Source organism: Aeromonas sp. R7-4 (assembly GCF_040908055.1).
Classification (GTDB): domain Bacteria; phylum Pseudomonadota; class Gammaproteobacteria; order Enterobacterales; family Aeromonadaceae; genus Aeromonas; species Aeromonas sanarellii.
In genome coordinates, this window is the sequence record NZ_JBFODA010000067.1 from 57977 (window position 1) to 83966 (window position 25990).

At 65.4% G+C, this 25990-nt stretch carries 29 protein-coding genes; 24 read left to right on the plus strand and 5 right to left on the minus strand.

The genetic code is table 11. The features are described 5' to 3' along the window. Positions 1 to 21: 21 nt before the first annotated feature. From nirB to AB5Y72_RS19435, 4 genes are all read left to right on the plus strand, one after another. Positions 22 to 2604: a nitrite reductase large subunit NirB gene (gene nirB / locus AB5Y72_RS19420; RefSeq protein WP_325782028.1), complete on the plus strand. Its 2583-nt coding sequence runs from the start codon at positions 22 to 24 to the stop codon at positions 2602 to 2604. Positions 2605 to 2651: 47 nt separating this feature from the next. Next, positions 2652 to 3011: a nitrite reductase small subunit NirD gene (gene nirD, locus AB5Y72_RS19425; protein WP_325782029.1), complete on the plus strand. Its 360-nt coding sequence runs from the start codon at positions 2652 to 2654 to the stop codon at positions 3009 to 3011. A 144-nt stretch (positions 3012 to 3155) separates the two neighbouring features. Then, complete coding sequence (locus AB5Y72_RS19430) at positions 3156 to 4247, plus strand: PfkB family carbohydrate kinase (protein WP_042079146.1); 1092 nt, start codon at positions 3156 to 3158, stop codon at positions 4245 to 4247. Then, positions 4241 to 5149, plus strand: a complete 909-nt coding sequence (locus tag AB5Y72_RS19435) for a pseudouridine-5'-phosphate glycosidase (RefSeq protein WP_322129958.1) — start codon at positions 4241 to 4243, stop codon at positions 5147 to 5149. Before AB5Y72_RS19430 ends, AB5Y72_RS19435 begins: the two co-directional genes overlap by 7 nt. A 72-nt stretch (positions 5150 to 5221) precedes the next feature. Here the strand turns inward: AB5Y72_RS19435 and AB5Y72_RS19440 are convergent, their stop codons facing one another. After that, a complete protein-coding gene (locus AB5Y72_RS19440; protein ID WP_042079148.1) occupies positions 5222 to 5947 on the minus strand; it encodes a carbonic anhydrase in 726 nt (241 codons plus the stop codon). A 451-nt stretch (positions 5948 to 6398) separates the two neighbouring features. Between AB5Y72_RS19440 and AB5Y72_RS19445 the strand changes: the two genes are divergently transcribed. Next, complete coding sequence (locus AB5Y72_RS19445) at positions 6399 to 6533, plus strand: DNA/RNA non-specific endonuclease (protein WP_244462966.1); 135 nt, start codon at positions 6399 to 6401, stop codon at positions 6531 to 6533. Between the two features lie 43 nt (positions 6534 to 6576). Here AB5Y72_RS19445 and AB5Y72_RS19450 read toward each other — a convergent pair whose 3' ends face one another. The 3 genes from AB5Y72_RS19450 to AB5Y72_RS19460 are packed head-to-tail and all read right to left on the minus strand — an operon-like array spanning position 6577 to position 8331. After that, positions 6577 to 6792 (minus strand): hypothetical protein, encoded by a 216-nt coding sequence (locus tag AB5Y72_RS19450; protein WP_042079149.1) that lies wholly within the window; start codon positions 6790 to 6792, stop codon positions 6577 to 6579. Between the two features lie 45 nt (positions 6793 to 6837). Further along, positions 6838 to 7920 (minus strand): methyltransferase, encoded by a 1083-nt coding sequence (locus AB5Y72_RS19455; RefSeq protein WP_216989685.1) that lies wholly within the window; start codon positions 7918 to 7920, stop codon positions 6838 to 6840. Between the two features lie 18 nt (positions 7921 to 7938). Further along, entirely contained in the window at positions 7939 to 8331 is a 393-nt protein-coding gene (locus tag AB5Y72_RS19460; protein ID WP_042079152.1) for a hypothetical protein, read from the minus strand. A 258-nt stretch (positions 8332 to 8589) separates the two neighbouring features. Here AB5Y72_RS19460 and AB5Y72_RS19465 point away from each other — a divergent pair, with 258 nt between their 5' ends. The 18 genes from AB5Y72_RS19465 (at position 8590) to AB5Y72_RS19550 (ending at position 24521) form a co-directional block, all read left to right on the plus strand. Beyond that, positions 8590 to 9315: a beta-ketoacyl synthase chain length factor gene (locus AB5Y72_RS19465; RefSeq protein WP_042079189.1), complete on the plus strand. Its 726-nt coding sequence runs from the start codon at positions 8590 to 8592 to the stop codon at positions 9313 to 9315. Next, positions 9300 to 10058: a lysophospholipid acyltransferase family protein gene (locus tag AB5Y72_RS19470; protein ID WP_325782031.1), complete on the plus strand. Its 759-nt coding sequence runs from the start codon at positions 9300 to 9302 to the stop codon at positions 10056 to 10058. Before AB5Y72_RS19465 ends, AB5Y72_RS19470 begins: the two co-directional genes overlap by 16 nt. A gap of 17 nt (positions 10059 to 10075) precedes the next feature. Beyond that, entirely contained in the window at positions 10076 to 10330 is a 255-nt protein-coding gene (locus AB5Y72_RS19475; protein ID WP_042079154.1) for a phosphopantetheine-binding protein, read from the plus strand. A gap of 24 nt (positions 10331 to 10354) precedes the next feature. After that, positions 10355 to 10603: an acyl carrier protein gene (locus AB5Y72_RS19480; RefSeq protein WP_042079155.1), complete on the plus strand. Its 249-nt coding sequence runs from the start codon at positions 10355 to 10357 to the stop codon at positions 10601 to 10603. 9 nt (positions 10604 to 10612) lie between these two features. Further along, a complete protein-coding gene (locus tag AB5Y72_RS19485) occupies positions 10613 to 11179 on the plus strand; it encodes a hypothetical protein (RefSeq protein ID WP_325782034.1) in 567 nt (188 codons plus the stop codon). Beyond that, entirely contained in the window at positions 11176 to 12609 is a 1434-nt protein-coding gene (locus AB5Y72_RS19490) for an AMP-binding protein (protein WP_325782036.1), read from the plus strand. The genes AB5Y72_RS19485 and AB5Y72_RS19490 overlap by 4 nt, the downstream gene beginning before the upstream one ends. Beyond that, entirely contained in the window at positions 12600 to 12950 is a 351-nt protein-coding gene (locus AB5Y72_RS19495; RefSeq protein ID WP_042079157.1) for a 3-hydroxyacyl-ACP dehydratase FabZ family protein, read from the plus strand. Before AB5Y72_RS19490 ends, AB5Y72_RS19495 begins: the two co-directional genes overlap by 10 nt. After that, positions 12947 to 14704, plus strand: coding sequence for a glycosyltransferase (locus tag AB5Y72_RS19500; protein WP_325782155.1), 1758 nt, complete (start codon positions 12947 to 12949; stop codon positions 14702 to 14704). Before AB5Y72_RS19495 ends, AB5Y72_RS19500 begins: the two co-directional genes overlap by 4 nt. Then, a complete protein-coding gene (locus tag AB5Y72_RS19505; RefSeq protein ID WP_325782038.1) occupies positions 14691 to 16265 on the plus strand; it encodes an aromatic amino acid ammonia-lyase in 1575 nt (524 codons plus the stop codon). Before AB5Y72_RS19500 ends, AB5Y72_RS19505 begins: the two co-directional genes overlap by 14 nt. Then, positions 16255 to 16680 (plus strand): thioesterase family protein, encoded by a 426-nt coding sequence (locus AB5Y72_RS19510; protein WP_219143655.1) that lies wholly within the window; start codon positions 16255 to 16257, stop codon positions 16678 to 16680. The genes AB5Y72_RS19505 and AB5Y72_RS19510 overlap by 11 nt, the downstream gene beginning before the upstream one ends. 59 nt (positions 16681 to 16739) lie before the next feature. Then, positions 16740 to 17300 carry an outer membrane lipoprotein carrier protein LolA gene (locus AB5Y72_RS19515; RefSeq protein WP_244462968.1) on the plus strand — a complete coding sequence of 187 codons (561 nt, stop codon included), beginning with the start codon at positions 16740 to 16742 and terminating at the stop codon, positions 17298 to 17300. After that, positions 17290 to 19641, plus strand: a complete 2352-nt coding sequence (locus tag AB5Y72_RS19520; RefSeq protein ID WP_325782039.1) for an MMPL family transporter — start codon at positions 17290 to 17292, stop codon at positions 19639 to 19641. Before AB5Y72_RS19515 ends, AB5Y72_RS19520 begins: the two co-directional genes overlap by 11 nt. 32 nt (positions 19642 to 19673) lie before the next feature. After that, entirely contained in the window at positions 19674 to 20243 is a 570-nt protein-coding gene (locus AB5Y72_RS19525; protein ID WP_325782040.1) for a DUF3261 domain-containing protein, read from the plus strand. Continuing rightward, positions 20240 to 21490, plus strand: a complete 1251-nt coding sequence (locus tag AB5Y72_RS19530) for a beta-ketoacyl-[acyl-carrier-protein] synthase family protein (protein WP_368199474.1) — start codon at positions 20240 to 20242, stop codon at positions 21488 to 21490. The genes AB5Y72_RS19525 and AB5Y72_RS19530 overlap by 4 nt, the downstream gene beginning before the upstream one ends. Then, positions 21487 to 21936 carry a hotdog family protein gene (locus AB5Y72_RS19535; protein ID WP_209793244.1) on the plus strand — a complete coding sequence of 150 codons (450 nt, stop codon included), beginning with the start codon at positions 21487 to 21489 and terminating at the stop codon, positions 21934 to 21936. The genes AB5Y72_RS19530 and AB5Y72_RS19535 overlap by 4 nt, the downstream gene beginning before the upstream one ends. A gap of 76 nt (positions 21937 to 22012) precedes the next feature. Continuing rightward, a complete protein-coding gene (locus AB5Y72_RS19540) occupies positions 22013 to 22738 on the plus strand; it encodes a 3-ketoacyl-ACP reductase FabG2 (RefSeq protein ID WP_325782042.1) in 726 nt (241 codons plus the stop codon). 55 nt (positions 22739 to 22793) lie between these two features. After that, complete coding sequence (locus AB5Y72_RS19545; protein WP_368199476.1) at positions 22794 to 24020, plus strand: beta-ketoacyl-ACP synthase; 1227 nt, start codon at positions 22794 to 22796, stop codon at positions 24018 to 24020. Positions 24021 to 24182: 162 nt separating this feature from the next. Then, on the plus strand, positions 24183 to 24521 hold the full coding sequence (locus AB5Y72_RS19550) for a DUF2541 family protein (protein WP_244462969.1): 339 nt from the start codon (positions 24183 to 24185) through the stop codon (positions 24519 to 24521). Between the two features lie 80 nt (positions 24522 to 24601). On the opposite strand, the gene mog is transcribed toward AB5Y72_RS19550, so the two are convergent. After that, positions 24602 to 25132, minus strand: coding sequence for a molybdopterin adenylyltransferase (gene mog, locus AB5Y72_RS19555; RefSeq protein WP_042079165.1), 531 nt, complete (start codon positions 25130 to 25132; stop codon positions 24602 to 24604). Positions 25133 to 25534: 402 nt separating this feature from the next. Here mog and AB5Y72_RS19560 point away from each other — a divergent pair, with 402 nt between their 5' ends. Further along, positions 25535 to 25873 (plus strand): DUF3135 domain-containing protein, encoded by a 339-nt coding sequence (locus tag AB5Y72_RS19560; protein ID WP_042079166.1) that lies wholly within the window; start codon positions 25535 to 25537, stop codon positions 25871 to 25873. The last annotated feature ends 117 nt before the right edge of the window (positions 25874 to 25990 follow it).

Consider the following 25990-nt stretch of genomic DNA (forward strand, 5'->3'; position numbering starts at 1 on the left):
CCGGATTCAAGGAAGAGAGACATGACTGACAAAGAGATACAGTGGATGACAGGGGACGGCAGGGATCTGATCGATTGCCAGAACAGCGGTTCCGCCGACAAGACCGAAAAGCAGCGGCTGCTGGTGGTGGGCAACGGCATGGTCGGGCATCACTTCGTCGAGCAGCTGGTGGCGGCCGGCGGGCTGACGCGCTTCCAGGTGACGGTGTTTGGCGCCGAGCCGGACGCCGCCTACGACAGGGTGCACCTGTCCGAGGTATTCGGCGGCAAGGCGCCCCAGGCCCTGCGCATGGCGGATCCCGCCTGGTATGAAGAGCACGGCATAACGCTGCGGCTGGGGGCCGAGGTGGAGGTGCTAGACCGGGCCGCCCGCACCCTGACGCTGGCCAACGGCGAGCAGTTCCCTTACGACCGCCTGGTGCTGGCGACCGGCTCGGTCCCCTTCGTGCCCCCCATCCCCGGCCATCAGCGGGAGGGCTGCTTCGTCTATCGCACCCTGGGAGATCTCGCTGCCATCCGCGATGCCTGCGCCCAGGCCCGCAGCGGCGTGGTCATCGGTGGCGGCCTGCTCGGGCTGGAGGCCGCCAACGCCCTGCGCCTGCTCGGGCTCAAGACCCAGGTGGTGGAGTTCGCCCCCAGGTTGATGCCGGTGCAGCTCGACGAGAGCGGCGGCGCCGTGCTGCGGGACAAGATCCAGGCCCTCGGGGTCGAGGTGCTGGTGGAGAAGGCCACCGAGTGCATAGAGCAGGGGGAGCAGGCCCGTCATCGCCTGCGTTTCAAGGACGGTTCCCACATTGAGACCGACGTGCTGCTGTTCTCCGCCGGTATTCGACCCGCCGACGCCCTGGCCCGGCAATCGGGGCTGGACGTCGGGGAGCGCGGCGGCATCTGCATCGACGACGGCTGCCACAGTTCGGATCCCGCCATCCTCGCCATCGGCGAGTGCGCGCTCTGGCAGGGGCGCATCTTCGGCCTGGTGGCTCCCGGCTACCAGATGGCCCGGGCCGCCGTGGCCAGTCTGTGCGGCGGCGAGACCCGCTTTATCGGGGCCGACATGTCCACCAAGCTCAAGCTGATGGGGGTGGACGTGGGCTCCATCGGCGATGCCCACGCCAGCACCGCCGGCGCCCAGGAGTTGCTGCTGCTGGACAGGGTCAAGGGCATCTACAAGAAGCTGGTGACCGACGGCGAGGGCAACCGCCTGCTCGGCGCCATCCTGGTGGGAGACGGGGCCGATTATGAGCGGCTGCTGCAGTACTACCAGAACGGGGTGGCGCTGCCCCAGCCGCCGCTCTCCCTGCTGGTGGGGGAGGCAGGGGCCGCTCCGGCGCCCCTGGTGCTGCCGGACAGCGCCATCCTCTGCTCCTGCCACAACGTCAGCAAGGGGGACGTGGTGGCCGCCGTTCGGGCGGGCAATCACGAGCTCTCGGCGGTGAAGAGCTGCACCAAAGCGGGCACCGGCTGCGGCGGCTGCGGCAACCTGCTCAAGCAGGTGGTGGATCAGACCTTGGCAGACCTTGGCGTCGAGGCGGACAAGGGGCTGTGCGAGCACTTCGCCTACGGCCGTCAGGAGCTCTATCACCTGGCCCGGGTGGGCGAGCTGAAGAGCTTCGAGGCGCTGCGCGACAAGCATGGCCAGGGGCTGGGCTGCGACATCTGCAAGCCGACGGTGGCCTCCATCCTGGCGTCCCTCTGGAACGAGCACGTGCTGGAGAAGCCGCACCGTGGCCTGCAGGATACCAACGACGCTTTCCTCGCGAACCTGCAAAAGGACGGCACCTATTCGGTGGTGCCGCGCATCCCGGGGGGGGAGATCACCCCGGAGGGCCTCATCACCATAGGGGAGGTGGCGCGCAAGTACGGCCTCTACACCAAGATCACCGGCGGCCAGCGCATCGATCTCTTCGGCGCCCGGGTCGACCAGCTGCCCGCCATCTGGGGCGAGTTGGTGGCAGCGGGCTTTGAGACCGGTCAGGCCTACGGCAAGTCGGTGCGCACCGTGAAGTCCTGCGTGGGCTCCACCTGGTGTCGCTACGGGGTGCAGGACTCCATGACCCTGACCCAGACCCTGGAGCATCGCTACAAGGGGCTGCGGGCCCCTCACAAGCTGAAGTTTGCGGTCTCCGGCTGCACCCGGGAGTGCGCCGAGGCCCAGAGCAAGGACATCGGCGTCATCGCCACCGAGCGGGGCTGGAACCTCTATGTGTGTGGTAACGGCGGCATGCGGCCGCGCCACGCGGACCTCTTTGCCACCGATCTGGACGAGCAGACCCTGATCCGCTACATCGATCGGCTGCTGATGTTCTATGTGCGCACCGGGGACAGGCTGCAACGTACCTCGGTCTGGATGGAGAACATGGAAGGGGGGCTCGACTACCTAAAGTCGGTGATCATCGAGGACAGGCTCGGCATCGGCGCCGAGCTGGAGGCCATGATGAGTGACATCGTCGGCACCTGGCAGTGCGAGTGGAAGAGCACATTGGCGGATCCGGACAAGCTCAAGCTGTTCGAGGCCTTCGTCAACCGACCCGAGGACGAGACGCCGCCGCGCCGTGAGGAGCGGGGGCAATGGGTGCCGGATATCGCTATCAAGGAGGTGGTATGAGCGGGGGCAACGGGTTGCACGCCCGCCATCAGCAGCAAGGAGGTGGTATGAGCGACATAAAAGAAGAGGCCTTGCAGTCAGCGACCGGGGCCTGGCATCGGGTATGCGAGCTGGCGGCGCTGCCGGAGCAGGCCGGGCGCAGCGCCTGGCTGGAGGGGCGGGTGCTGGCGCTGTTTCGCCTCGGGGAGCATGTCTATGCCCTGGACGGGGTGGACCCCCTGGCCGGCGTCGCCGTGCTGGGGCGCGGCCTGGTGGGGGATGCCGGTGGGGAGCCCGTGGTCGCCTCGCCCCTCTACAAGCAGCGCTACGCCCTGATGGACGGTCGCTGTCTGGACGATCCGGCCCTGAGCGTCGCCTGCTGGCCGGTGCGTCTGGAGGGGAGCGAGGTCTGGGTGCGGCTGGACTGAGCGGGCTGCGCATATCGACATCAGGGATCACCGGGCTTGCCCGGTGATTTTTTTGTGGCTGACCCGACATTTCTTGCACGCAATCGTGGCGGGAAAACGTTTCTCGATGATAATGGACAAACGTTTGTAACTGGATGTTTGTCTATGACGGAACGTGAGCAAGAGATCCTCGCCCTGCTGCGCCAGGACCCCATGATTGCCCAGCAGGAGCTGGCGGACAGGCTCGGCATCAGTCGCTCGGCGCTGGCGAGCCATATCTCCAGCCTGATGCGCCAGGGCTATGTGCAGGGGCGCGGCTATGTGCTGCGAGAAGGCCCCTACGCCGTGGTGATCGGCGGCGCCAACATGGATATCTGCGGCTGCAGCCACGACAACCTGCGCATCGGCGACTCCAACCCCGGCAAGGTGCGTACCTCGGCCGGCGGGGTGGGGCGCAACATCGCCGAGAACCTGGCGCGCCTCGGTACCGACACCCGGCTGCTGACCGCGGTGGGCAACGATCAATACGGCCACCACCTGCTGGAAGTGAGCCAGCGCGCCGGCGTCGACGTGCGCCAGGTGCTGGTGCTGGAGGGGCAGGCGACCTCCTGCTACCTCAGCCTGCACGATGGCAGCGGCGAGATGAGTTGCGCCGTCAACGACATGGGGATCATCGAGCAGCTCACCCCGGCCCGGCTTGCCCCCCTGAGCGGTTTTCTCGGTGCGGCCCGGCTCTGGGTGCTCGACACCAACCTCGCGACCCACACCCTTGACTGGCTGTTCGAGCGCCAGGGGGAGCACATCATCTTCGTGGACACAGTGTCGGTGGCCAAGGTGGAGAAGATCCGCCCCTGGCTGCACCGCATCCACACCCTCAAACCCAATCGCACCGAGGCGGAGCAGCTGTGCGGCTTCACCATCGGCGGGCCCGACACCTGGCCCATGGCGGCGGCCTGGTTCCACCGCGCCGGGGTGCAGCGGCTCTTCCTGAGCCTCGGCGATCAGGGGATCTTCTATAGCGACGGGGCGTGCCAGGGCCATCTGCCCGTGCTCGGCAGCCCGGTCGTCAACGTGACCGGCGGCGGCGATGCCTTCATGGCAGGGCTGGCCCACGCCTGGTTGCAGGAGCAGGACATAGTCGAGACGACCCGGTTCGCCCTCGGCTGCGCCGCCCTCACCGTCAATTGTTCCGATACCGTCTTTTCCGGCCTATCCAAGGCCGCCGTTGAACGCATGCTGGAGGAGTACCCATGTTGAACGCTTACCTCGATATCCAACCGGTCGTCGCCGAAGCTCTTGCCGCCGGCAAACCCGTCGTTGCCCTGGAGTCCACCATCATCTCCCACGGCATGCCCTATCCGCAGAACGTGGAGACGGCGCGCCAGGTGGAGCAGGTGGTGCGGGACAACGGCGCCGTGCCGGCCACCATCGCCATCATCGACGGCCGTCTCAAGGTAGGCCTGGATGCGGGGGCCCTGGAGGCGCTGGGCAAGGCCGGCCACGCCGCCATCAAGTGCAGCCGCCGTGACATCCCCTTCGTGCTGGCGAACAAGGGGATGGGGGCCACCACGGTGGCCTCCACCATGATAGTGGCCGCCATGGCCGGGATCCGGGTGTTTGCCACCGGCGGCATCGGCGGCGTGCACCGCGGCGCCCAGGAGAGCTTCGACATCTCCGCCGACTTGCAGGAGTTTGCCCAGACCCCGGTGGCCGTGGTCTGCGCCGGCGCCAAGTCCATCCTCGACATCGGTCTGACCCTGGAGTACCTGGAGACCCTGGGGGTGCCGGTCATCGGCTACCAGACCGAGGAGCTGCCCGCCTTCTACACCCGGGAGAGCGGCTTCAAGGTGGATTACCGCCTCGATACCCCGGCGGCGATCGCCGAGGCGCTGCGCCTGAAGTGGGAGCTGGGGCTGGCGGGCGGCGCCGTGGTGGCGAACCCCATCCCGGCCCAGTTTGCGATGCCGAAGGCGGACATAGACGCAGCCATTGCCCAGGCACTGAAGGAAGCGGACGAGCAGGGGGTCAAGGGCAAGGCCTCCACCCCCTTCCTGCTGGCCCGGGTGTGCGAGCTGACCGGTGGCAACTCCCTGGCCTCCAACATCCAGCTGGTGTTGAACAACGCCGCGCTGGGGGCACGCATCGCTGCCAGCTTGTAAACACCTTTGCGGAAGATGCAAAAGAGGGCCGATAGGCCCTCTTTTTATTGCGCAAATCGGTGACATACAACCTTATTGCAGCACCAGTCGCCCGTTGAGGGGCTGGACGGGTCTGTTGTTGGGATGGTGCATCACCGCCTTGAAGGCGTCGATCTGCGCCTGACTCACCTGCACCGGCTCCTTCATCACCAGCCAGCGCACCCCTTCCGAGCAGGGCGGGGTGGTCAGCGACCCGCTGAAGCGGTAGTAGTCGTGCTGGGCGGGCAGCAGTGCCTCTGCCGAGACCCCTTCCTTGAGCTCGTGACTCTCCCCCGCCTTGGCTGGCAGCGCCTGCCAGGCCTGGCTCAGGGCGGCATTGGCCCAGCCCGGTTCGAACATCACGGCGACCACCGCCAGCTCCCCCTTGGCGTTGGCGTGGACCAGGTGACCCTCCAGGGGGTAGGACCTGCCCTCGATGAGGTTTTCGCTGGGGGCGTGGAAGTGGAACTGCTTGAGCTCGAAGCGCATGCCGTCGAGTTCCAGGGCGCTCCCGGGGGCATAGTTGACCTGCACCGTGTGGCCGTTGTTGACCAGCGTCTTGCCACCCGTCCGGTAGTGGAACTGCAGGGGCGCCAGTTCGGCCTCCACCAGGCCTGCGAGGTTGACCGGCGACTGGTTGCTGCCCGCACACTGGCCATATTCCGGGGTCAGGCTGGCCCATTTCGCCGGACCGGCTTCACCGCTGTATCCCCAGTGCGTCGTGGCGGCGAAGGCGGCGGGGCAGAGCAGCAGGGCGGTGGCCAACAGGGACTTTCTCATCATGCATCCTTATCTTGATTGAAAAGCACGGCCATTTCTTGCCTTCACACAAGAAGGCATCATCAATGGCATTGTCTGAATACGGGGTACCAAGGATCAGACCCGGTTATTTGTTATGGAAGGCTGGTTGTTATGTTGCATTTTTGGCGTGAAATGAATGGGCTCAAATATTTCATCTGGCAAGGTGGCGTATTAATTCATGGGAAGTATGTCGATGAATTAATAACGCCTGCCCGTGGTGGTGAATCGCCTTTCATGCCGTTCCAAATAAATAACGGGCTGATTCTAGAGTCGTTCTGATTGACCCCTTTGATCTTGAACAAACAAGCACGCACTATTTCCCGGCGTCGACGATGCCACCCCCACACCTCTCCCGACGTAAGAAGCAGTCCTCTGTTGCCGGGGCAGGCATGCCCATCACAGCGATGGGCCGGGCCTGTCCCAGCAGAAGGTGTCGGCCAGCCGGCTGGCGGACTGCAGGGTGACGGTGGATGCGGTGGAGGAGCAGACCGGGCTCGACTTCTTCGCCACGCTGCCGGACGGACAGGAAGAGACCATGGAGTTCCGGCTGATGGCCATGTGGTGATTCCGAATCACAGATAACGCAACAGGGGCCTGGGCCCCTGTTGTCATTTGCTTATCTCGTCACCCACTTTCTTGACGGTATCCCGGGTACCATGGCCTATCTCTCGGGCCACATCCCGGGTGGTGTGGCCAATCTCGCGGGTCACGTCTCTGGTGGTATGGCCCACGGTTCTGCCCGCCTCCTTGATGTGGGTGCAGCCGGTCGTCACCGCCCCCAGGGCCAGCCCGAGCACCAGCCATATCCGGCCATTGCGCATCATGGGTCGCTCCTTTCCTGATGTATGCCATCCATTATCGATGGGCCATTATGGCCGCGCAGGCAGAGGTTGGGCAACCAGCAGGGTATGACCCGGGCCCGGGATCTCGTGCTCGGCCTCCACGTGGAAGCCGGCCTCACGCAGGCACTGGTACATCTGCTTGGAGTGATAGAAGCGGCTGTTGCCGTTGGCGATGGCGGTGAAGTAGAGGGAGGTGGCGTTGAGACAGAAACTGGCGGCCTCGAAACTCTGCCTGTCCCAGAAGAGCTCCAGAATGCAGACCCTGGCTCCCGGTTTCATGTGCTGACGAATGCGCTTGAGGATGGTGACGATTTGCTCGTGGCTGAAACAGTCGAGGAACTGGCTCATCCACCAGATGTCGGCCTCCCCGGGCAGGTGGCCTTCGGCCTCCAGCATGTTGACCCCGTGACCACGGACCCGGTCTGCCAGACCCGCAGCCTCTATCCTGGGCCGGGCCAGGGCGAGCTGCTCCGGCAGATCCAGAATGGTGACACTGAGCTCAGGATCCCTGGCCGCACAGGAGAGAGCCCACTTGCCCGTGTTGCCCCCGACGTCATAGAGGCAGCGTGGCGCGTAGTTCAGCACATGATCCTGCGCCTGCTGGAATGCCCAGTCGGAGTAGAAGTGATCGAAGGAGAACCAGCTGGCGCGGGCAGGTTCAGGCAACTCATCCAGATGGGGGTAGATGGTCTCCCAATCGGGGCTGAACACCTTGAGCCCCTCCGGCCTGCCCTCGCGAATGGCATCCAGCAGCTGGGCCAGCGGCTGGTAACAGACGTGCTGGGTGAAGTCCATGTTGACCCGGGTCATGGGGTCGTTTAGCAGGTACTTGCCCACCTTGCCGAGCACATAGTGCTCTCCGGCCAGATGACAGACACCGCCACCCAGCCCCATGTCCAGCAGCACCGCCACCGCATATTCGCTGAGCCCGCAGTGGCTGGCGATGTCGGCCGTGGTGGCCCCCGTCTTGCCTCGGCTCTCCAGATAGGCGAGCACCCCGGTTTCCCGCAGGCACCAGCTCGCCTGAAACAGCATGGGGGCGAAGGCGATGCGCTGAGCCTGGCTGATGGCATCGAGGGCGTTGTATTGCTCACACTGGTAGTGTTTCAATGGCGGTCCTGTCTCTGGTTATTGGGTGCCGGCGCGGGACAGTTCGATCTGGATGGCCTGATTCAGCCCCAGGATCCAGCGATTATAACTGCGGTGGATGGCACCTTTGCCATCGTCATCCAGATTGATGCTGCTGACATAATTGATAGAGTAATCACGAGCAGTATAAGGAATATTGATCACCGCCTGATGCTGGCGCACGTTCAATTGACCGCGAATAACACCTGGCTGTTCTTTTTTCATCACCCAGCCCTTGCTGATGCCACCGTTGATGATGGCATTACCAACCTGTTCTTCGCTCAAATTGAAATTCACCTGGTTGGCAGGAAGATTCTGTATCGGCTTGCTGGTGGAGCAGGCGACGAGCAGGAATGCGCCGAGTACCAACCCCGATTTTGTGATCCAATTCATTATTATTCTCCGGTGCTAAATGCAATAAGCCAGGCAATGAGACATCATTGTCATGATATTTTCAATAAAATATGGTCTGATGCAATAAGTGATATGTGAGGGGATCTACTTTTTTAAAAAATAATGTTACCATGCCAAAAAGTTAATACTGATAACAAGTTGGTTATTGTTTGCGGCATATTTTTATGCCGACATTGAACAACTCATTTATTATATCTAATGAATTCCCGCGCCAAAAAAGGACAGAACGCCGCTATCATGCTCTCATTTTCACTCCTTGATGCGCAGGCGCTCTCTCCTGGACTGGAGCAGGCCGGTCAATGGCAACAGTGGGCCAGAGAGGTACAGTGGCCCCAGGTCACTCCCGCGCTGCCCCTTACCCCCCTGATCCCCATGATGATGGCGCGCCGCCTCAGTGCGGGCGCCCGCCTCGCGGTACAACTCGGTCTGGATATGCTGGGTCGCCACCCCATCGACAGCGCCATCTTCGTCAGTCGTCATGGGGAGCTGGCGCGTTCCATGGCGCTGCTACAGGGCCTGGCGGCCGGCAAGCCGCTTTCCCCCACGGATTTCTCCATGTCGGTGCACAACACCGCGGCCGGGCTCTGTTCCATCCAGGGCAAGGCGGCCCTGCCCATGAGTTCCATTGCCGCAGGAGAAGGGGGCCTGATGGCCGGATTGACCGAGGCGATCGCCAACCTGCATGCCGGCGGTGAACGGGTGCTGCTGGTGGCGTTCGAGGGGGAGATCCCGGCGTTTCATCAAGCCTGGCTCCCTGCCACGGCGCCTTATGCGGTGGCGCTGGTGCTGGGGCGTGGCGAAGATGAACACGCAGTCGAACGCTGGCGCTGCGAGGGGCAACGGGAAGCCGGGCGGAACCCCGAGCTGGCCCAGCCCCTGGCATTCTGGCGCGCACATCTTTTGCAACAACCCGCATGCCTGCTGAGCGATGGGCGCCGGGAGTGGTCATGGCGACGCAGCTGAATCGGCTCTGGCGGCTGATGGGGACCGCCCTCGGCTTTACCCTGTTCGGTCTGGGTGGGCTCCTGCTCAGTCTGTGCTGGTTTCCGTTGCTGGCCATCTGCCTGCGCGGGGAGCGGCGTCGCATCCTGGCGCAGGCCAGCATCAAGCAGAGCTTCCGGCTGTTTATGGGCATGCTCAAGAGGTTGGGGGTGCTGGACTACAGGGTCAGCGGCATGCCCTCTGCCCTGCAGGGGGCCCTCATCGTCGCCAACCATCCCAGCCTGCTCGACTACGTGATCCTGGCGGCCGAGCTGCCGGTGTGCGACTGCATCGTCAAGCGGGCTTTGTGGCATAATGTTTTCCTCGGTGGCGTGGTGCGTGCCGCCGACTACATTCCCAACGGGGAAGCGGAACAACTGTTGCCACTGTGCATCGAACGGGTACGCCGCGGTGGCTTGCTGCTGATCTTTCCGGAAGGTACCCGCACTACGCCGGGCGAACCCATCCGGTTGCAGCGGGGTGCCGCCCAGCTTGCCTTGCGCGGCCAAGTGACACTGCAGCCCGTGCGCATTCACTGCAGCGAGCGCTTTCTCACCAAGCAGGACAAGTGGTTCCATGTCCCGCAGCGCAAGCCGATCTTTACCCTGGAGTTTTTGCCACAGATCGCGGCCACCGGGTGGGGCTACGGCGAACAGAGCAGTGGCCTGGCCGCCCGCCAGCTAACCCGATTTCTTACCCAGGTCCTGCAACCCGGGACCCCATGACAGCCTATGGAAGCGCAATGCAAAACCTGCAACGAGAGATAAAGCAACTCATCATCGACAGCCTCAATCTGGAGGGGCTGACCCCGGATGACATCGACGACCAGGCTCCCTTGTTTGGCGACGGACTGGGTCTGGATTCCATCGATGCGCTGGAGCTGGGACTGGCCATCAAGGGGCGTTACGGCATAGTGCTCTCCGCCGACGATGCGGACACCCGTCGCCATTTCGCCAGTGTCGAGGCCCTGGCTGCCCTGGTTCAGTCCCAGGCCTGATCCCGCCATCGAGGAGATATCGTGATGAATAGAGACGACATTTTTACCAAGGTGAAGGCGACCCTGGTCGAGCTGTTCGAGGTGGATGAAGACGCCGTGACCCTGGATGCCCAGCTTTACCAGGATCTGGAGCTCGACAGCATAGATGCCATCGATCTGGTGGTGCACCTGCAAAAACTCACCGGCAAGAAGATCAAGCCCGAAGAGTTCAAGTCGGTGCGCAGCGTGGCCGATGTGGTCGAGGCGGTCGATCGTCTGATGAACCATGGCTGATCTGCTGCCATGATGCGCCTGCTCTCCCTGCTGGCGGGCGGTCTGCTGCTGGTCTATCCCCTGGCGGTGTATTGGGGGCTGACCCATTGGGGTGGCTCCGCCTTGCTCGTGATCCTGATGGTCACCTTCGCCCTGCGCCTCCTGCCCGGGTCAGCCCCGCGGCGCGAGTGGTTGCTGCTCGGTCGCCTGCTGGCCTGCGTCGGCCTGCTGCTGACGAGCCTGAGCGCCCTCTTCTCGGCCCAGCACTGGCTGCTCTACTACCCCATCGCCGTCTCATTGGCACTGCTCTGTCTGTTTGGCTGGAGCCTGACCCAGCCCATGAGCCTGGTGGAGCGCCTCGCGCGCCTGCAAGAACCCGATTTGCCGCCGGCCGGGGTGCGCTATACCCGTACCGTGACCCAGGTCTGGTGCGGCTTCTTCGTGCTCAACGGTGGCCTGGCTGTCGCCACCGTCTGGTACGGGGATCTCGCCCTCTGGAGCCTCTATAACGGCCTCGTCAGCTATCTGCTGATGGGGTTGCTGATGGCGGGGGAGTACCTGGTGCGTCGCCGAGTCAAACGGTGTTTCGCAGCATGATGGCGCCAGCGAACCTGCTCGCCGCCATCTGGGCGCGAGCCGACGACGAGGTAGTGGCGTTTGGTCCGCAAGGGGATGCCGTTTTCGGTGCCCTCCGTCTGGGGGCCGAACGGCTGGCCACCCGGTTGGCGAGCCTGCCCGCCCGGCGCTGGGCGCTCTGCTTCGAGGACAGTCTGCTGTTTGCAGAGGCCCTGCTCGCCTGCGCCCTGACGGGACGGGAGGCCATCCTGCCCGGTCATCAGCGGCCGGCCGCCCTGGCCGAGCTCAGTGCCGGGTTCGATGGGGTGCTGACCGATAGCCAGACCCTGGGGGAGGGGAGTGCCGTCCCCTGGTTGCATCTGCCCCTGTCCACCGCGGCCGAGGCGCCGTCGACCGCACGCTGGCCTGCCCCCGTCTCCCTGCGACTGACCCTGTTCACCTCGGGCTCGACGGGGCAGCCCAAGGCGATCCCCAAGACCTGGCACCAGCTGGATGCCGAGCTGAGGGTGTTGATCGGACTCTGGGGCGAGCCGCTGGCGGGGGCCCGCCTGCTGGCGAGCGTCAGTCATCAACACATCTATGGCCTGCTGTTTCGCATCCTGCTGCCGCTCATCCTGCGCGTGCCCTTCGCCCGTACCCTGACGCTCTACCCCGAGCAACTGAGCGCACAGCCTGGCCTGTGGGCATTGATCGCCTCTCCGGCGCTTCTCAGCCGGCTCGACCCCGGACTCAAGGCGACGGGCTGTCGTCTCGTCGTCTCCTCCGGCGGCCCCCTGGCGCCGGCAGATGCGTCCCGGTGCGAGCAACTCCTCGGCCAACTGCCGGTGGAGGTGTTTGGCAGCAGCGAGACCGGCGGCATCGCCTGGCGCCAGAGTCAGGAGGCCGACACCCCCTGGCAACCCATGCCGGGCATAGCGATCGCGCTGGGAGAAGACGACCAGCTGCTGCTGAGATCCCCCTACCTGCCGGATGGCGCCCCCCTGCTCTGTGCCGATCGCATTCGTCTGTGCGAGTCCGGTTTTCATCTGATCGGGCGGGGGGACAGGGTGATCAAGCTCGAAGAGAAACGCATCTCCCTCGAGGAGGTGGAGGAGCGGCTGCGGGCACTGCCCTGGGTGCGGGAGGCGGCCGTGTTGCCTATGAACGTGGCGACTAGGCAGCAGCTCGGTGCCGTGCTGGTATTGACCGAGGCGGGACTGATCCAGTGGCAGGCGCTGGGGCCAGGTCGTTTCCTCATCGCCCTGCGGGAGCAACTTAGGCCCTGGCTTGAGCCGGTCGCCCTGCCGCGCCGGCTGCGCCTGCTGCCCGAGCTGCCCCTCAACAGCCAGGGGAAGCGCCCCTGGGGGCAGTTGAGAGCATTATTCGATAAGGCACCCATGGACATCAATGCCAAAGAGCCCGCCTTGGGCCAGATGGAACACTCAGCCAGCGGGCAGGCGCCATGCAGATAAGTGGGCTGCCCACCCTGCTCGAGCAGCATTGGCAGGGGCGCGATCTGGTGCTGCGCCTGCGTCTCGACCCCGAGCTGCCCTGGTTTCGCGGCCACTTCCCGGGCGCGCCCCTGTTGCCCGGTGTGGTGCAGGTGCACTGGGCCATGCACTATGGCCGCCAGTTGCCAGGCCTGGTGGGGAGCTTCGCCGGCATGAACCAGCTGAAATTCCAGAGGCCGTTGCGCCCGGGTCAGGAGTGCGAGTTGCACCTCTGCTGGCAGGCCGACAAGGGCCAGCTGCTGTTCAGTTACCGGCTCGGGGACGAGCATGCCAGCAGCGGTCGGGTGCGGCTATGTCCCTGAAGCCCTGCCTCATCATCCCCTGTTACAACCACTCTGCCCCCCTGGCCGGGGTGCTGGCCGAGCTGCACCCCCTGGGATTGCCCTGCCTGCTGATCGACGATGGCAGCGAGCCCGGTGCTGCCGCCGCCCTGGATGCCCTGGCCGAGGAACATGGGGCGTGGCTGACCCTGTTGCGCCACGATCGCAACCTCGGCAAGGGGGCCGCCGTGGCAACCGGGCTCATGGCCGCACGGGCCCTGGGCTTCAGCCACGGGGTGCAGATAGACGCGGATGGCCAGCACTGCCTCGCGGACGTGCCGCGCCTGCTGGCGGAGGCCGAACGCCAGCCGGATGCCCTGGTCTCGGGGAAACCCCTCTACGATGACTCCGTGCCCAGGGGACGTCTCTATGGCCGCTACATCACCCATGTTTGGGTCTGGATAGAGACCCTCTCCTTCACCATACAGGACAGCATGTGCGGCTTTCGGGTCTACCCCCTGGCAACCAGCTGCGCCCTGCTGGACGAGGTGCGCCTCGGCCGGCGCATGGATTTCGATACCGAGGTGATGGTGCGCCTCCATTGGCGCGGGGTGCCCATGCGCTTCGTGCCGACCCGGGTCATCTATCCTGAAGACGGCAGCTCGCACTTTCGGCTCTGGCGGGACAACGTGGACATCTCCTGGATGCACACCCGATTGGTGTGCCGCCTGCTCTGGGATGGGGTCCGCAAGCTGCCTGCCGTGCCGGTCCGGCTCTGGCAGCAGGGCAGGCGGCACTGGTCGCGCACGCCGAAAATGGGGGGGCTCTGCGCAAGGTCAGAAGGCTGGTTGGCCTGGGGTAAACGACATTGGTCACGTACCCCGGAGCGGGGCTCGCTGCTGGGCCTGCAGATCATGCTGGCCAGCTATCGGCTGCTGGGCCGGACGGGCTTCAAGGCGCTGCTCTACCCCGTCATCGGCTATTTCTGGCTGACCGGTCGCCGCCAGCGGGCGGCGTCCGAGCAGTATCTGAAGAGGCTGGAAGCCTTCGCGGCCAGCCAGCAGGTGGCCCTGCCCCCCGGGCCGAGAACGAGCTTCCGGCACTTCCTGCGCTTTGGCGAGGCGGCGCTGGACAAGCTGGCGGGCTGGCGCGGCGACATCCCCCGGGAGCGGGTCGAGCTGGTGGGGCGAGAGCACCACGAGGCGGCCTTGGCCAGCGGGCGCGGCTTGCTGCTGCTCGGTTCCCATCTCGGGGATCTGGAGCTGTGCCGGGCGCTCGGCACCCGGGACGGCCAGGTGCGCATCAATGCCCTGGTGTTCACCCGCCACGCGGCCCGCTTCAACGCCCTGCTCAGGCAGGTCAATCCGGATGCCGGCATCAATCTCATCCAGGTGCAGGAGATGGGGGCCGACACCGCCATCCTGCTCAAGGAGAAGATAGAGGCGGGGGAGTGGGTGGTGATCGTCGGGGACCGTACCTCGGTGACCCGGGAGAAGCGGGTGGTCTGGGCCGACTTCCTCGGCGCGCCCGCCCCCTTCCCGCTGGGGCCCTTCGCCCTGGCCAGCGTCCTGGCCTGCCCCGTCTATCTGATGTTCGGCCTCAAGGAGCAGGGGCGTTTTAGGGTCCATTTCGAGCCCTTCGCCGAGCGGCTGCTGTTGCCCCGCGCCGAACGGGAGGCGGCCCTGCGCCACTGGGTACAGGCCTATGCAGACCGCTTGCAGCACCACTGCCTGCACGCGCCGCTGGACTGGTTCAATTTCTTCGATTTTTGGCAGCTGACCCATGATGAACAGTGATACTCCCTCTCCCCAGGTCACCTTCGGGGCTGGACGGCTCACCATAGAGCAGGTGGTGGCCCTGGCTGAGCGCCGCGCCCGCCCGGCGTTGAACGCCGATCCCGCCTTTATGGCCCGCGTCCAGCGTGGCGCCGACTTCCTCGATCGCCTGCTGGCGGAGGAGGGAGTCATCTATGGGGTGACCACGGGCTACGGCGACTCCGTGACCCGGGCCGTGCCCCCCACCCTGGTGACCGAGCTGCCCCTGCACCTGACCCGCTTCCACGGCTGCGGCCTGGGGGAGGATCTCGGCGTCGCGGCCGGACGCGCCGTGCTGGCGACCCGCCTCTGCTCATTGGCCCAGGGGGTCTCCGGCGTCAGCCCGGCACTGCTGGAGCGGCTCTGCTGGCTGCTGGAGCAGGATCTGATCCCGCGCATCCCGCAGGAGGGGTCGGTGGGGGCCAGCGGCGATCTCACCCCGCTCTCCTACGTGGCCGCCGTGCTGGTGGGGGAGCGTGAGCTCTATCGGGACGGCCGGCTCGCCAGCTCCTCGGATGTCTATGGCGAACTGGGGGTGATGCCGCTGCGGCTGCGTCCGAAAGAGGGGCTGGCCCTGATGAACGGCACCTCGGTGATGACGGCGCTCGCCTGCCTCGCCTATGCCCGCACCGAGTACCTGATGCGGCTGGCGACCCGGATCACCGCCCTGGTCAGCGTCGCCATGGAGGGCAACGCCTTCCACTTCGACGAGCGGTTGTTCGCGGCCAAGCCGCACCCCGGCATGCAGAATATCGCCGCCTGGCTGCGGGCCGATCTGCGAAGCGGCGAGCTGCCGCGCCACAGCGACCGGCTGCAGGACAGATACTCCCTGCGCTGCGCGCCCCACGTCATCGGCGTGGTGGCCGACAGCCTGCCCTGGTGGCGCCAGCTCATCGAGAACGAGCTCAACAGCGCCAACGACAACCCGCTCATCGACGGCGACTTCGAGCACGTGATGCACGGCGGTCACTTCTACGGCGGCCACATCGCCATGGCCATGGACAGCATGAAGACGGCGGTGGCGAACCTCGCCGATCTGCTCGACCGCCAGCTGGCCCAGCTGGTGGACGTCAAGTTCAACGGCGGCCTGCCGAGCAATCTGTCCGGCGCCAGCGGCGAGCGGCGCATGATCAACCACGGCTTCAAGGCGGTGCAGATAGGGGTCTCCGCCTGGACAGCGGAGGCGCTCAAGCTGACCATGCCCGCCAGCGTCTTCTCCCGCTCCACCGAGTGCCACAACCAGGACAAGGTGAGCATGGGCACCATAGCGGCGCGGGATGCGCTGCGGGTGCTGACCCTGACCGAGCAGGTGGGGGCCGCCTGCCTGCTGGCGGCGGTGCAGGGGGTCGAGCTGCGCCTGGGCCTGCAGCACTCTGGGCTGGAGGCACTGAGCCAACCCCTGCGGGAGATGGTGCAGGCGGTGCGAGAAGATCACCCGGCGCTGGTGGAGGACAGGCCGCTGGAGCAGGAGCTCAGGGCCCTGATCGCCCGCCTGCAGGGGCGTCATTATCCGCTTTATGGAGAGCTGAAACATGTCAACTGAACCCTGGATGATCAGCCACAGCATAGAGGTGGAGATCCCGTTCCACGACGTGGACATGATGGCGGTGGCCTGGCACGGCCATTACGTGCGCTACATCGAGCTGGCCCGCTGCGCCCTGCTGGAGACTATCGATTACAACTATCCCCAGATGGAGGCCTCCGGCTACCACTGGCCCATCATAGACTTGCGCCTCAAGTACATGGCCCCCCTGCGCTTCGGTCAGAAGGTGCGGGTCGAGGCGCGGCTGTGCGAATACCAGAATCGCCTCAAGATCGAGTACCAACTGTTCGATGCGAAGACGGGCACTCGCACCAGCAAGGGCTACAGCATCCAGGTGGCGGTGAACAAGGAGAGCGGCGAGATGTGTCTCGCCTCTCCAAGGGTACTGCTCGACAAGCTGGGAGTGATCGAATGAGGCGCTGGCTCAGAGGAATAGGAGGCTGGATCTGTGCCTGCCTGTGGCTGATGATGCCGATGGTCGCATGGGCCTTGCCCATGACCCAGGCGGAGGTCCGCGAGCTGCTGAGTGCCGAGCCCGCCCAGCGAGCCCGCTTCGAGCAGGAGAAGCAGGTGGAAGGGCTGGCCCGGCCCCTGACATCCAGTGGCGAGCTGCTGCTGGTGCGGGGTCAGGGGCTCTGGTGGCATCAGCTGCAGCCCTTCGAGCTGGCCCTGAGCCTGACCGCCAAGCGCATGAGCCAGCAGGTGGGGCAGGGCCCTGTCCAGGTGATCGACAATCCCCAGCTGCTCCAGTTCAGCAGCATGATGCTGGCCCTGTTCGGTTCGGACGAGCAGACGCTGACCCGCTACTTCGCCCTCGCTTTCCAGTCCGGCGAGCAGGGCTGGAGCCTGGTGCTGACGCCGCAGGTGGCGCCGCTCGACAAGGTGTTTGCCAGCCTGACCCTGAGCGGCGGCAAGCAGCTGGAGCGGCTGGTGATCGCCGATCGCCAGGGAGACGAGACCCGCATCCGCTTCTCTCACTGGCAGAGGGTGACGCTGCCCCTATCTGCCGAGGAGCAGACCCATTTTGCTCCCTGAACAGCCCGCCGCATCTGCTGCCGAACGCACATCCTCTGTCCGGGGCTGGAGCGAGCCGACCTGGCGCCGCTTCTCCTGCTGCTGGCTGCTGCTCAGCCTGCTGGCCCTGGCGCTGCTCGGCTGGCAGCTCTCCCAGGGCCGGATCAACACCAGCCTGATGGACCTGTTGCCCCACGAGGAGCGCGCCACCCTGGATCCGGCCCTGCGTGAGGGCCTGCTGCGCCAGCTCGACAGGCAGCTGGTCTGGATGCTGAGCCTGCCGGCGGGGCAGGATGGCCGCGTCGCGGCGCAGGCGTGGGCCAAGACCCTGAACGCCTTGCCCGAGCTCAGTGCGGTGCGCGGTGCCCAGCCTGAACTGGCCTCGGTCTGGCAAGGGTTTCTCTATGACCATGCCTGGCAGCGCCTCGACGAGGGCAGCCGGGCCCGGCTGGCGGCGGGGCCGGAGGCCTGGAGCCAGTGGGTGCTCGGCCAGATCTACAGCCCCTTCGGCGGCGTCTCCCGCGCCGAGTGGCAGGCCGACCCCCTGCTGCTGGTCCGGGCCGGGGTGCAGGGCCAGGTTGCCAGCCCCCTGCGTCTCGACCATGGCTGGCTGCTGAGCGAGGATGGGGCCGGCAGGCAGTGGTTCCTGCTGCGGGCCGAGCTGGATCTGTCGGCCTTCGACCTCGCTCGCAATACCGAGCTGCTAAGCCGCCTCGACGCGGCGGAGCAGGGCCTCAAGAGCCAATATCCCGGCTTGGAGCTGCTGCGCCGAGGTACCCTCTTCTACAGTCAGCACGCCAGCGACCTGGCCCAGCAAGACATCTCCACCATAGGGCTGGGCTCCACGGTCGGGGTTCTGCTGCTGATGTGGCTGGCGTTTCGCTCGTACCGGGCGCTCTGGATCTCCCTGCTGCCCATCGCCATCGGCCTCGCCTGGGGGGTACTGGCCGTGGTGCTGTGGTTTGGCGAGGTGCACATCTTCACCCTGGTGATCAGCTCTAGCCTGGTGGGCATCATAGATTACGGCATCCACTTCCTGACCGAGCGGCGCCTGCACGGCCAGCAGGAGAGCCCGCACCAGACCCGCGCCCGCCTGCTGCCCAGCCTCTCGATGGCACTGTTTGCGACCCTGGTCGGTTATGGCCTGCTCTGGCTCGCCCCCTTCCCCGGCTTGCAGCAGATGGCGCTCTGCGCCCTGGTGGGGCTGACGGCCTCGTTCATTACCGTGCTCTGCCTGTTCCCGCTCTGGCTCGGTGACCTGCCCCGGCGGGAGGCGCGCGTGCTGGGGCCGATGGCGCTCTGGCTCAGCTGGTGGCGCGAGTGGCCCGCCTTGCGCCGGGGCGTGCCGCTGCTCTGCCTGATCCTGATCGGGGCGGGATTGAGCCGGCTGGAGGTCGACGACGACATCGCCCGACTGCAACCCCTGCCCACCGAGCTGCAGGTCCAGGAGCGGCAGATCCAGCAGCTCACCGGCCAGCAGGGGGGCATGACCGGCTTCCTGGTGACGGCGAAAGATGGGGAGACCGCCCTGCAGCGCCTCGAGGCCATGAGCCAGAAGCTGACCGAGGCCAGGGCCGCTGGCCAGCTGGCGGGATTCGTCTCGCTGGCCCAGTGGCTGCCCTCCCTGGCGCAGCAGCGGGCGGATCACGCCGCCCTCACCCGTCTGCTGCCCGAGGTGGTGGCGCGGCTCAACCGGGCCGGGGTGCCGGCCAGGGCCGAGCCTCGCCCCTGGCATCCCCTGACTCCGGCGCACTGGCTCGGGAGTCCCGTCAGCGAGGGGAGCCGGCTGCTCTGGCGCGGCTTGCCAGATGGTCGGGTCGCGCTCTGGCTGCCGGTCTACGGGGTGACGGACGGGGCGGCAGTGGCGGCCCTGGCCGAGGGGCAGGAGGGGGTCTTCTGGCAGGATCAGCGTGGCCAGTGGAGCCAGCTGTTTGCCCACTACCGCGTCAAGCTGACCGAACTGCTGCTGCTGGCCATCGCCCTGGTGGGCGTGCTGCTGTGGGTGAGGTTCGGCTGGCGCAAGAGCCTGCGGATCCTGCTGATCAGCGGCTTCTCGCTGGGGGCAGGCCTGGCCCTGCTGGCCGCCTGCGGTCAGCCGCTCACCCTGTTCGGGGTGCTGGCCATGAGCCTCATCTTCGGCATCGGCATCGACTACAGCCTCTTCTTCGCCTACAGCGGCGAAGATCCCCTGCGCCAGCGCTCGACCATGTTCGCCATCCTGCTGGCCAACCTGACCACCCAGCTGTCGTTCGGCCTGCTGGCCCTGAGCCATACCTCGGCCATTGCGGGCTTCGGCCTGGTGCTGAGCGGCGGCATCTTTATCGCGTTTCTGCTCTCGCCACTGGTGCTGGAGCGGCGATGACCACCATTCACCACAGCGCTGCAGGACTCATCATGAAGCAGCTCTTGCCCCTGTTGTTCGCCCTCTTGCTCGGCGCCTGCGCCAGCCAGCCCGTGCCCGAGAACCGCGCCTATCTGGCCCCGGGCACCAGTGTGCTGCTGCCGGCACCGGTACGCGCCCAGCCCCTCTATCGCCAGCAACTGCTGAGTGCCCACAGCAAGGGGGGAGATCATCAGCTGCTGACCGTGCTGGAGGCCGACGGCCACCGGCTCGCCCTGGCAGGCTTGACCCCGAGCGGGATCCGCCTGTTCCGGCTCAGCTATGACGGCGAGACCATTCACACCGAGCGGCTCGCCGCGCTGCTCGGCGGTACCGCCCTGCCGCCGGTGACCCAGGTGCTCGCCGACGTGATGCTGAGCTACTGGCCCATCGCCGCCTGGCAGCCCAGGTTGCCGGCAGGCTGGCGCCTCGAGGATGACGGCATGGTGCGGCGTCTGACCGACCCCAATGGCAAGCTGGTGAGCGAGATCCACTACCGCCTGATCGCCGGGGAGCGCGAGCCGGTGCGGCTCATCCAGCACGCCTTCGATTACCAGTTGCAGATGGAGAGGCTGGCCCCATGAATCTGAACGTGAAAGGCGCGGCTCCCGTTGCCCCCTGTTATATCCAGGGTTATGGCCTGATCTGCGCATTGGGGGAGGGCAAGGCGGCCGTGTCTGCGGCCCTGGCCCGCTGGCAGCAGGCCGGCATCACCCCCCTCGACGGTGAACGGGCCGTACTGAGCGATGGCCGGCTCACCCCGGTCGGCCGGGTGCACGCCGAACTGCCCGCCATCCCGGCGGCGCTCTGTGCCTATGAATCGCGCAACAACCGCCTGCTGCTGGCGGCCCTTGCCCAGATCCAGCCCGCCCTCGACGGGCTCAAGTGCCGGCTGGGCGCGGATCGCATCGCCATCGTGCTCGGCACCAGCACCTCGGGGATCGCCGAGGCCGAGGTCGCCGTCGCGGCCATGCACTCGGGCCAACCGCTGCCGGCGGGGTTTGACTACCGCCAGCAGGAGCTGGGCTCGCCGAGCGAGTTTCTGGCCCGTCATCTGGGCCTCACCGGCCCCGCCTACACCCTCTCCACCGCCTGTTCATCCAGCGCCCGCGCCTTCATCAGCGCTCAGCGGCTGTTGATGAGCGGGCTGGCGGATGCGGTCATCGTCGGGGGGGCGGACAGCCTGTGCGGGCTGACCCTCAACGGCTTCGACAGCCTGGAGTCTCTGAGCCTAGAGTGCTGTCGCCCCTTTGGCCGCGAGCGGCGGGGCATCAACATCGGGGAGGGGGCCGCCCTCTTCCTGCTGACCCGGGAGCACGCCGAACTGGCCCTGCTCGGTGCCGGTGAATCCTCCGATGCCTGGCACATCTCGGCCCCTCATCCGGAGGGGATCGGGGCCGAAGCCGCGATGGCCATGGCGCTGCGCCAGGCCGGGCTCGGCGCCGCCGACCTTGACTACATCAACCTGCACGGCACCGCGACCCGGCTCAACGACGAGATGGAGAGCCAGGCCCTGGCCCGTCTGTTTGGCGGAAAAGGGACGGCGCCCTGCAGCTCCACCAAGATGCTGACCGGCCACACCCTGGGAGCGGCGGGCGCCATCGAGGCGGCGCTCTGCTGCCTGCTGATGGAGCAGGGACTGGCCCTGCCTCATCAGGGGGGCGAGCGGGATCCCGCCCTGGCGCCCATCGCGCTGGTGCAGGCCGGCGTGGCTTCCGGTCGTGGCAGGCCAGTGGCCAGGGTGCTGTCCAACTCCTTCGCCTTCGGCGGCAATAACGCCAGCCTGCTGCTGGGGCGTACCGTGCCGATTGATCAGGGGAAAGAAGCATGAACGAGATCACCATCGCCGAGTTGCTGCCCCACCAGGCTCCCATGCTGCTGCTGGACCGGCTGCTGGACTACCAGGGAGCCAGAGTGCGCTGCGAGACCCGGATCGGTGAGCGCCACGGCCTGTTGCTGGACGAGCGGGGCAATCTGCCCGCCTGGGTGGGTCTTGAGCTGATGGCCCAGACCATAGCCGCCTGGGCCGGGATGCGGGCCAGGGCGCGGGGGGAGCCGGTGCGCATCGGCATGTTGCTCGGCAGCCGACAGTACCAGTGCCGGGTGCCGAGCTTCGCGGCCGGTGAGCGGCTCGTCATCGAGGCCGAATGCCTGCTGGAGGATGGCGGCATGGCGAGCTTCGAGTGCCGGATCCTGTGCGGGGATCTGCCCTGCGCCGAGGCCAGGCTCAGCACCTATCTGCCGGGCGATGAAGCGTTGTCGACCCTGCTTGGATAGCAGGACAGATGCGTTCCTGGCGGGGTTGATTGCATGCAACCGTCGAATTGTCTGTTTTTTTGAAGAGGGAGTGAGGATGAATTCCACCGTACTGGTGACCGGTGCCAGCAAGGGCATAGGTCGCGCCATCGCCCTGAGGCTGGCCGCCGATGGCTTTCATGTCGTGGTGCACTATCACAGCGATCGGGAAGGGGCCGAAGGTACCCTGAGTGAGCTGACGGCCGCGGGGGGGCAGGGGCGCCTCATCCAGTTCGATATCTCGGACAGGGAGCTGTGCCGCAGCCGGCTGGAGGGCGATATCGAGGCTCACGGCGCCTACTACGGGGTGGTCTGCAACGCCGGCGTCATACGTGACGGCGCCTTCCCGGCCCTGACCGACGAGGAGTGGGACGGGGTGGTGCACACCAACCTTGACGGCTTCTACAACCTGCTCAAACCCTGCATCATGCCCATGATAGGGCTGCGTCGGGGCGGTCGTATCGTCACCCTCTCTTCGGTCTCCGGCATCATGGGGAACCGGGGCCAGGTCAATTACAGCGCGGCCAAGGCGGGCATCATAGGGGCCAGCAAGGCCCTGGCCCTGGAGCTGGCCAAGCGCAGGATCACGGTGAACTGCGTGGCCCCCGGCCTCATCGACACCGGCATGGTGAATGCCGAGGTGGAGGCGGAAGCGCTGAAGATGATCCCCCTCAAGCGGATGGGGCAGGCCGACGAAGTGGCGGGGCTGGTCTCCTATCTGATGTCGGACATCGCAGGTTACGTCACCCGCCAGGTCATCTCGATCAACGGAGGCCTGGTATGAGGGGGGACATGAGACGGGTTGACCCGGTGAAGGGGAACGGATGGAGAGTAGCAGCATGAAGCGTGTCGTCGTCACCGGCATGGCCGGCGTGACCGCCTTTGGCAATGACTGGCAGAGCGTGGGGCCCCGCCTCAGGGAGGAGCGCAACGCCGTGCGCGCCATGCCGGAGTGGGCCGTCTATGAGGGTTTGAATACCCGGTTGGCGGCCCCCATCGCGGACTTTGTGCTGCCGGCCCGCTATCCGCGCAAGAAGACCCGGGCCATGGGGCGGGTCTCTGAGCTGGCGACCGTGGCCACCGAGCTGGCCCTGGCGCAGGCGGGGCTGCTCGACCATCCGGTGCTGACCAGCGGGCGCACCGGGATTGCCTATGGATCCTCCATCGGCAGCACGGCCCCCATCAGCGCCTTTGGCGCCATGCTCAATGACAAGACCACCGCCAGCATCACGGCCACCACCTATGTGCAGATGATGCCGCACACGGCGGCGGTCAATACCGGGCTCTTCTTCGGTCTGCGGGGGAGGGTCATTCCCACCTCCAGTGCCTGCACCTCGGGCAGCCAGGGCATAGGCTACGCCTATGAGGCGATCAAGCACGGCTATCAGGATGTGATGGTCGCCGGGGGGGCCGAAGAGTTGTGCCCGTCCGAGGCCGTGGTGTTCGATACCCTGTTCGCCACCAGCCAGATGAACGACACCCCGTCCCTCAGTCCCAGGCCGTTTGACCGGGACCGGGATGGCCTGGTGATCGGCGAGGGGGCGGGGACCCTGATCCTGGAGGAGCTGGAGCACGCCAGGGCGCGTGGTGCCCACATCATCGCCGAGCTGGTGGGCTTTGCCACCAACTGCGACGCGGCCCATGTGACCCAGCCCCAACAGGAGACCATGCAGCTCTGCATGGCGCTGGCGCTGGCGGATGCCGGCCTCGAACCCAAGGACATCGGTTACATCAGCGCCCATGGCACGGCCACCGAGCGCGGCGATATCGCCGAGAGTCATGCCACCGCCGCCCTGTTCGGCGACCGGACGCCCATCTCCTCCCTCAAGAGCTATTTCGGCCATACCCTGGGGGCCTGCGGCGCCATCGAGGCCTGGCTCTCCCTGGAGATGATGGCCGAGGGCTGGTTCGCCCCGACCCTCAACCTGAACGAACCGGATCCGGCCTGCGCCCCCCTGGACCATGTCCGCAGCGGTGGCCGGATGCTGGATGTGGAGTACCTGATGTCCAACAACTTCGCCTTTGGTGGCATCAACACCTCCCTCATCTTCAAGCGCTGGGCCTGACGGGGAGGCGCCCGTTCAGCCCTGGTCCAGTTTGGGTTCAGCTCCAGTACAGCCTGGGTTTAGGTTCGGCTCATTAAGATGCCTCCATTTTCAGGAGGCATCATGTCCATTTCACACCCTCGTCAAGCTCACGCGCCCGGCCTGGTCGCGCTCTCGTTCTCCCTGCTGATGCTGGCCACGCCGGCCCTGGCCGATGATGATATTCGCCTTGGCAAGACACTGCTGCTGGGCGTGGGGGATTATCCGGCCACTATCCCCATGGTCATCTGTCGACCCGTCAAGTCGCTCATGGTGAAGGCGAGGCGGGATCTGACCCTGGACAGGGTCAAGGTGATCTACGGCAACGACCGCAGCAAGACCCTGCACTTTGACAGGAACCTGAAAGAGGGTCAGGAGTCTGGGTGGAAGTCCCTCGGCAGCCGGCTCTGCATCAAGAAGATAGAGGTCTACGGCAACTCGTCAGGGAGCAAGGCCGGCGTCGAGGTCTATGGCAGGAAGTAGCGGGCAGGGCGCGGCGCGAGACCATAAAACAAGGTGGTCGGTTCTTTCGTCCACCTTGTTCATGTCATGGAGAGAGTGGCTTATTTCTTGGGACGGAACGGCTTGATGACCGCCTCGTCGCACTCGAGATAGGGCCCTTCCATCAGATCGATGCAGTAGGGGATGGCGGGGAAGACAGCGTCCAGGCACTCGCGGATGGACTTGGGCTTGCCCGGCAGGTTGACGATGAGGGAGCTGCCGCGCAGGCCGGCGGTCTGGCGCGACAAGATGGCGGTCGGCACGAACTTGAGGGACTCTGCCCGCATCAGTTCGCCAAAGCCCGGCATCATGCGATCGCAGACCGCTTCGGTCGCTTCCGGGGTCACATCCCGCCTGGCCGGCCCTGTGCCACCCGTGGTGACGACGAGGCAGCACTGCTCTTCGTCGACCAGCCGAGCCAGGGTTGCCTCGATCTGGTCCCGCTCGTCCGGGATCACCTGGTAGACGGGCTCCCACGCCGAGGTCAGATAGGCGTTCAGCGTGTCTATGATGGCCTTGCCGGAGAGATCTTCGTAGATGCCCGCGCTGGCGCGATCGCTGACGGTGACGATACCGATTCTTGCCTTGCTCATGGTCTGCTCTTGGTTGTCCTAATAAGTGGAAAATAAAATAACATAATCAGTGAGATATGTTAAACCACCGGGTGGAGGCGGGAGGTCGAGTCATTCAGGCCGAGATTCGAACGAAAAACTATTTATGTTGCACCGATGAATAGAGCATAAGAGTGGCTATAAACGACTTTAAATTTTATAAAAAAACTGACGCAGGCAGATTGAAAACAATTTCATGAATCATAAGGAATAAATGAATTCCTCCCCGGCAAGACGCCCCCTTCTCCGGAAAAAAGGACTCCTGTGGCTCGGAGCTGACTGACCCAAATTCATCGCCATCCTATATAACCTTTCCTATGGACAGTGAAGGAGTGATGCACCGGCGGTGCCGTGCCACCACCACAGGTCCAGCCAGGAGGAGACATGGAGCTGCCCGATTTCGACACCCTGAAGCACTGGGCCCTGGCCGACCCGAAACGGCTCGATGCGCTGCTGCACCAGCAGATAGATGCCCTGATCGCCCAGGTGGGACCGGAGCAGCAGCGGCGGTTGCGAGGCCTGCAATTTCGCATCGACTGTCAGCGCCGTCTCGCCAAGAACAATATGGACAGCTGCATCCGCATTGCCAATATGATGCACGAATCCGTCCATGCCATGCGCCACCATCTCATTCAGCTGCAGAACGAATCATCGGCCGAAACGCAGGATAACCCGTTGCCAAATAATGTTGTCCAGCTTGCGACCTACCGCAAAGAAAAATAACGCCTGGTCACCCGCCGGATATATATTCCCCTCCACTCTTTAATGAAGATCGCCCGGTGTTAAGCAACCTGGGCGATTTGTTTTTTATTTGCTGCAAATCCGCAGCGCCCATTGAAT

Bases quoted from the DNA above. Each gene is read 5' to 3' on its own strand.
- AB5Y72_RS19450 (WP_042079149.1), bottom strand. From the start codon at position 6,792: ATGATGCGCAATGGCCGGATATGGCTGGTGCTCGGGCTGGCCCTGGGG.
- AB5Y72_RS19510 (WP_219143655.1), top strand. From the start codon at position 16,255: ATGTCAACTGAACCCTGGATGATCAGCCACAGCATAGAGGTGGAGATC.
- mog (WP_042079165.1), bottom strand. From the start codon at position 25,132: ATGAGCAAGGCAAGAATCGGTATCGTCACCGTCAGCGATCGCGCCAGC.
- AB5Y72_RS19505 (WP_325782038.1), top strand. From the start codon at position 14,691: ATGATGAACAGTGATACTCCCTCTCCCCAGGTCACCTTCGGGGCTGGA.
- AB5Y72_RS19475 (WP_042079154.1), top strand. From the start codon at position 10,076: ATGCAAAACCTGCAACGAGAGATAAAGCAACTCATCATCGACAGCCTC.
- AB5Y72_RS19465 (WP_042079189.1), top strand. From the start codon at position 8,590: ATGCTCTCATTTTCACTCCTTGATGCGCAGGCGCTCTCTCCTGGACTG.
- AB5Y72_RS19430 (WP_042079146.1), top strand. From the start codon at position 3,156: ATGACGGAACGTGAGCAAGAGATCCTCGCCCTGCTGCGCCAGGACCCC.
- AB5Y72_RS19535 (WP_209793244.1), top strand. From the start codon at position 21,487: ATGAACGAGATCACCATCGCCGAGTTGCTGCCCCACCAGGCTCCCATG.
- AB5Y72_RS19460 (WP_042079152.1), bottom strand. From the start codon at position 8,331: ATGAATTGGATCACAAAATCGGGGTTGGTACTCGGCGCATTCCTGCTC.
- AB5Y72_RS19440 (WP_042079148.1), bottom strand. From the start codon at position 5,947: ATGAGAAAGTCCCTGTTGGCCACCGCCCTGCTGCTCTGCCCCGCCGCC.
- AB5Y72_RS19490 (WP_325782036.1), top strand. From the start codon at position 11,176: ATGATGGCGCCAGCGAACCTGCTCGCCGCCATCTGGGCGCGAGCCGAC.
- nirB (WP_325782028.1), top strand. From the start codon at position 22: ATGACTGACAAAGAGATACAGTGGATGACAGGGGACGGCAGGGATCTG.
- AB5Y72_RS19525 (WP_325782040.1), top strand. From the start codon at position 19,674: ATGAAGCAGCTCTTGCCCCTGTTGTTCGCCCTCTTGCTCGGCGCCTGC.
- AB5Y72_RS19540 (WP_325782042.1), top strand. From the start codon at position 22,013: ATGAATTCCACCGTACTGGTGACCGGTGCCAGCAAGGGCATAGGTCGC.
- AB5Y72_RS19480 (WP_042079155.1), top strand. From the start codon at position 10,355: ATGAATAGAGACGACATTTTTACCAAGGTGAAGGCGACCCTGGTCGAG.
- nirD (WP_325782029.1), top strand. From the start codon at position 2,652: ATGAGCGACATAAAAGAAGAGGCCTTGCAGTCAGCGACCGGGGCCTGG.
- AB5Y72_RS19485 (WP_325782034.1), top strand. From the start codon at position 10,613: ATGATGCGCCTGCTCTCCCTGCTGGCGGGCGGTCTGCTGCTGGTCTAT.
- AB5Y72_RS19530 (WP_368199474.1), top strand. From the start codon at position 20,240: ATGAATCTGAACGTGAAAGGCGCGGCTCCCGTTGCCCCCTGTTATATC.
- AB5Y72_RS19495 (WP_042079157.1), top strand. From the start codon at position 12,600: ATGCAGATAAGTGGGCTGCCCACCCTGCTCGAGCAGCATTGGCAGGGG.
- AB5Y72_RS19560 (WP_042079166.1), top strand. From the start codon at position 25,535: ATGGAGCTGCCCGATTTCGACACCCTGAAGCACTGGGCCCTGGCCGAC.
- AB5Y72_RS19545 (WP_368199476.1), top strand. From the start codon at position 22,794: ATGAAGCGTGTCGTCGTCACCGGCATGGCCGGCGTGACCGCCTTTGGC.
- AB5Y72_RS19470 (WP_325782031.1), top strand. From the start codon at position 9,300: ATGGCGACGCAGCTGAATCGGCTCTGGCGGCTGATGGGGACCGCCCTC.
- AB5Y72_RS19515 (WP_244462968.1), top strand. From the start codon at position 16,740: ATGGTCGCATGGGCCTTGCCCATGACCCAGGCGGAGGTCCGCGAGCTG.
- AB5Y72_RS19435 (WP_322129958.1), top strand. From the start codon at position 4,241: ATGTTGAACGCTTACCTCGATATCCAACCGGTCGTCGCCGAAGCTCTT.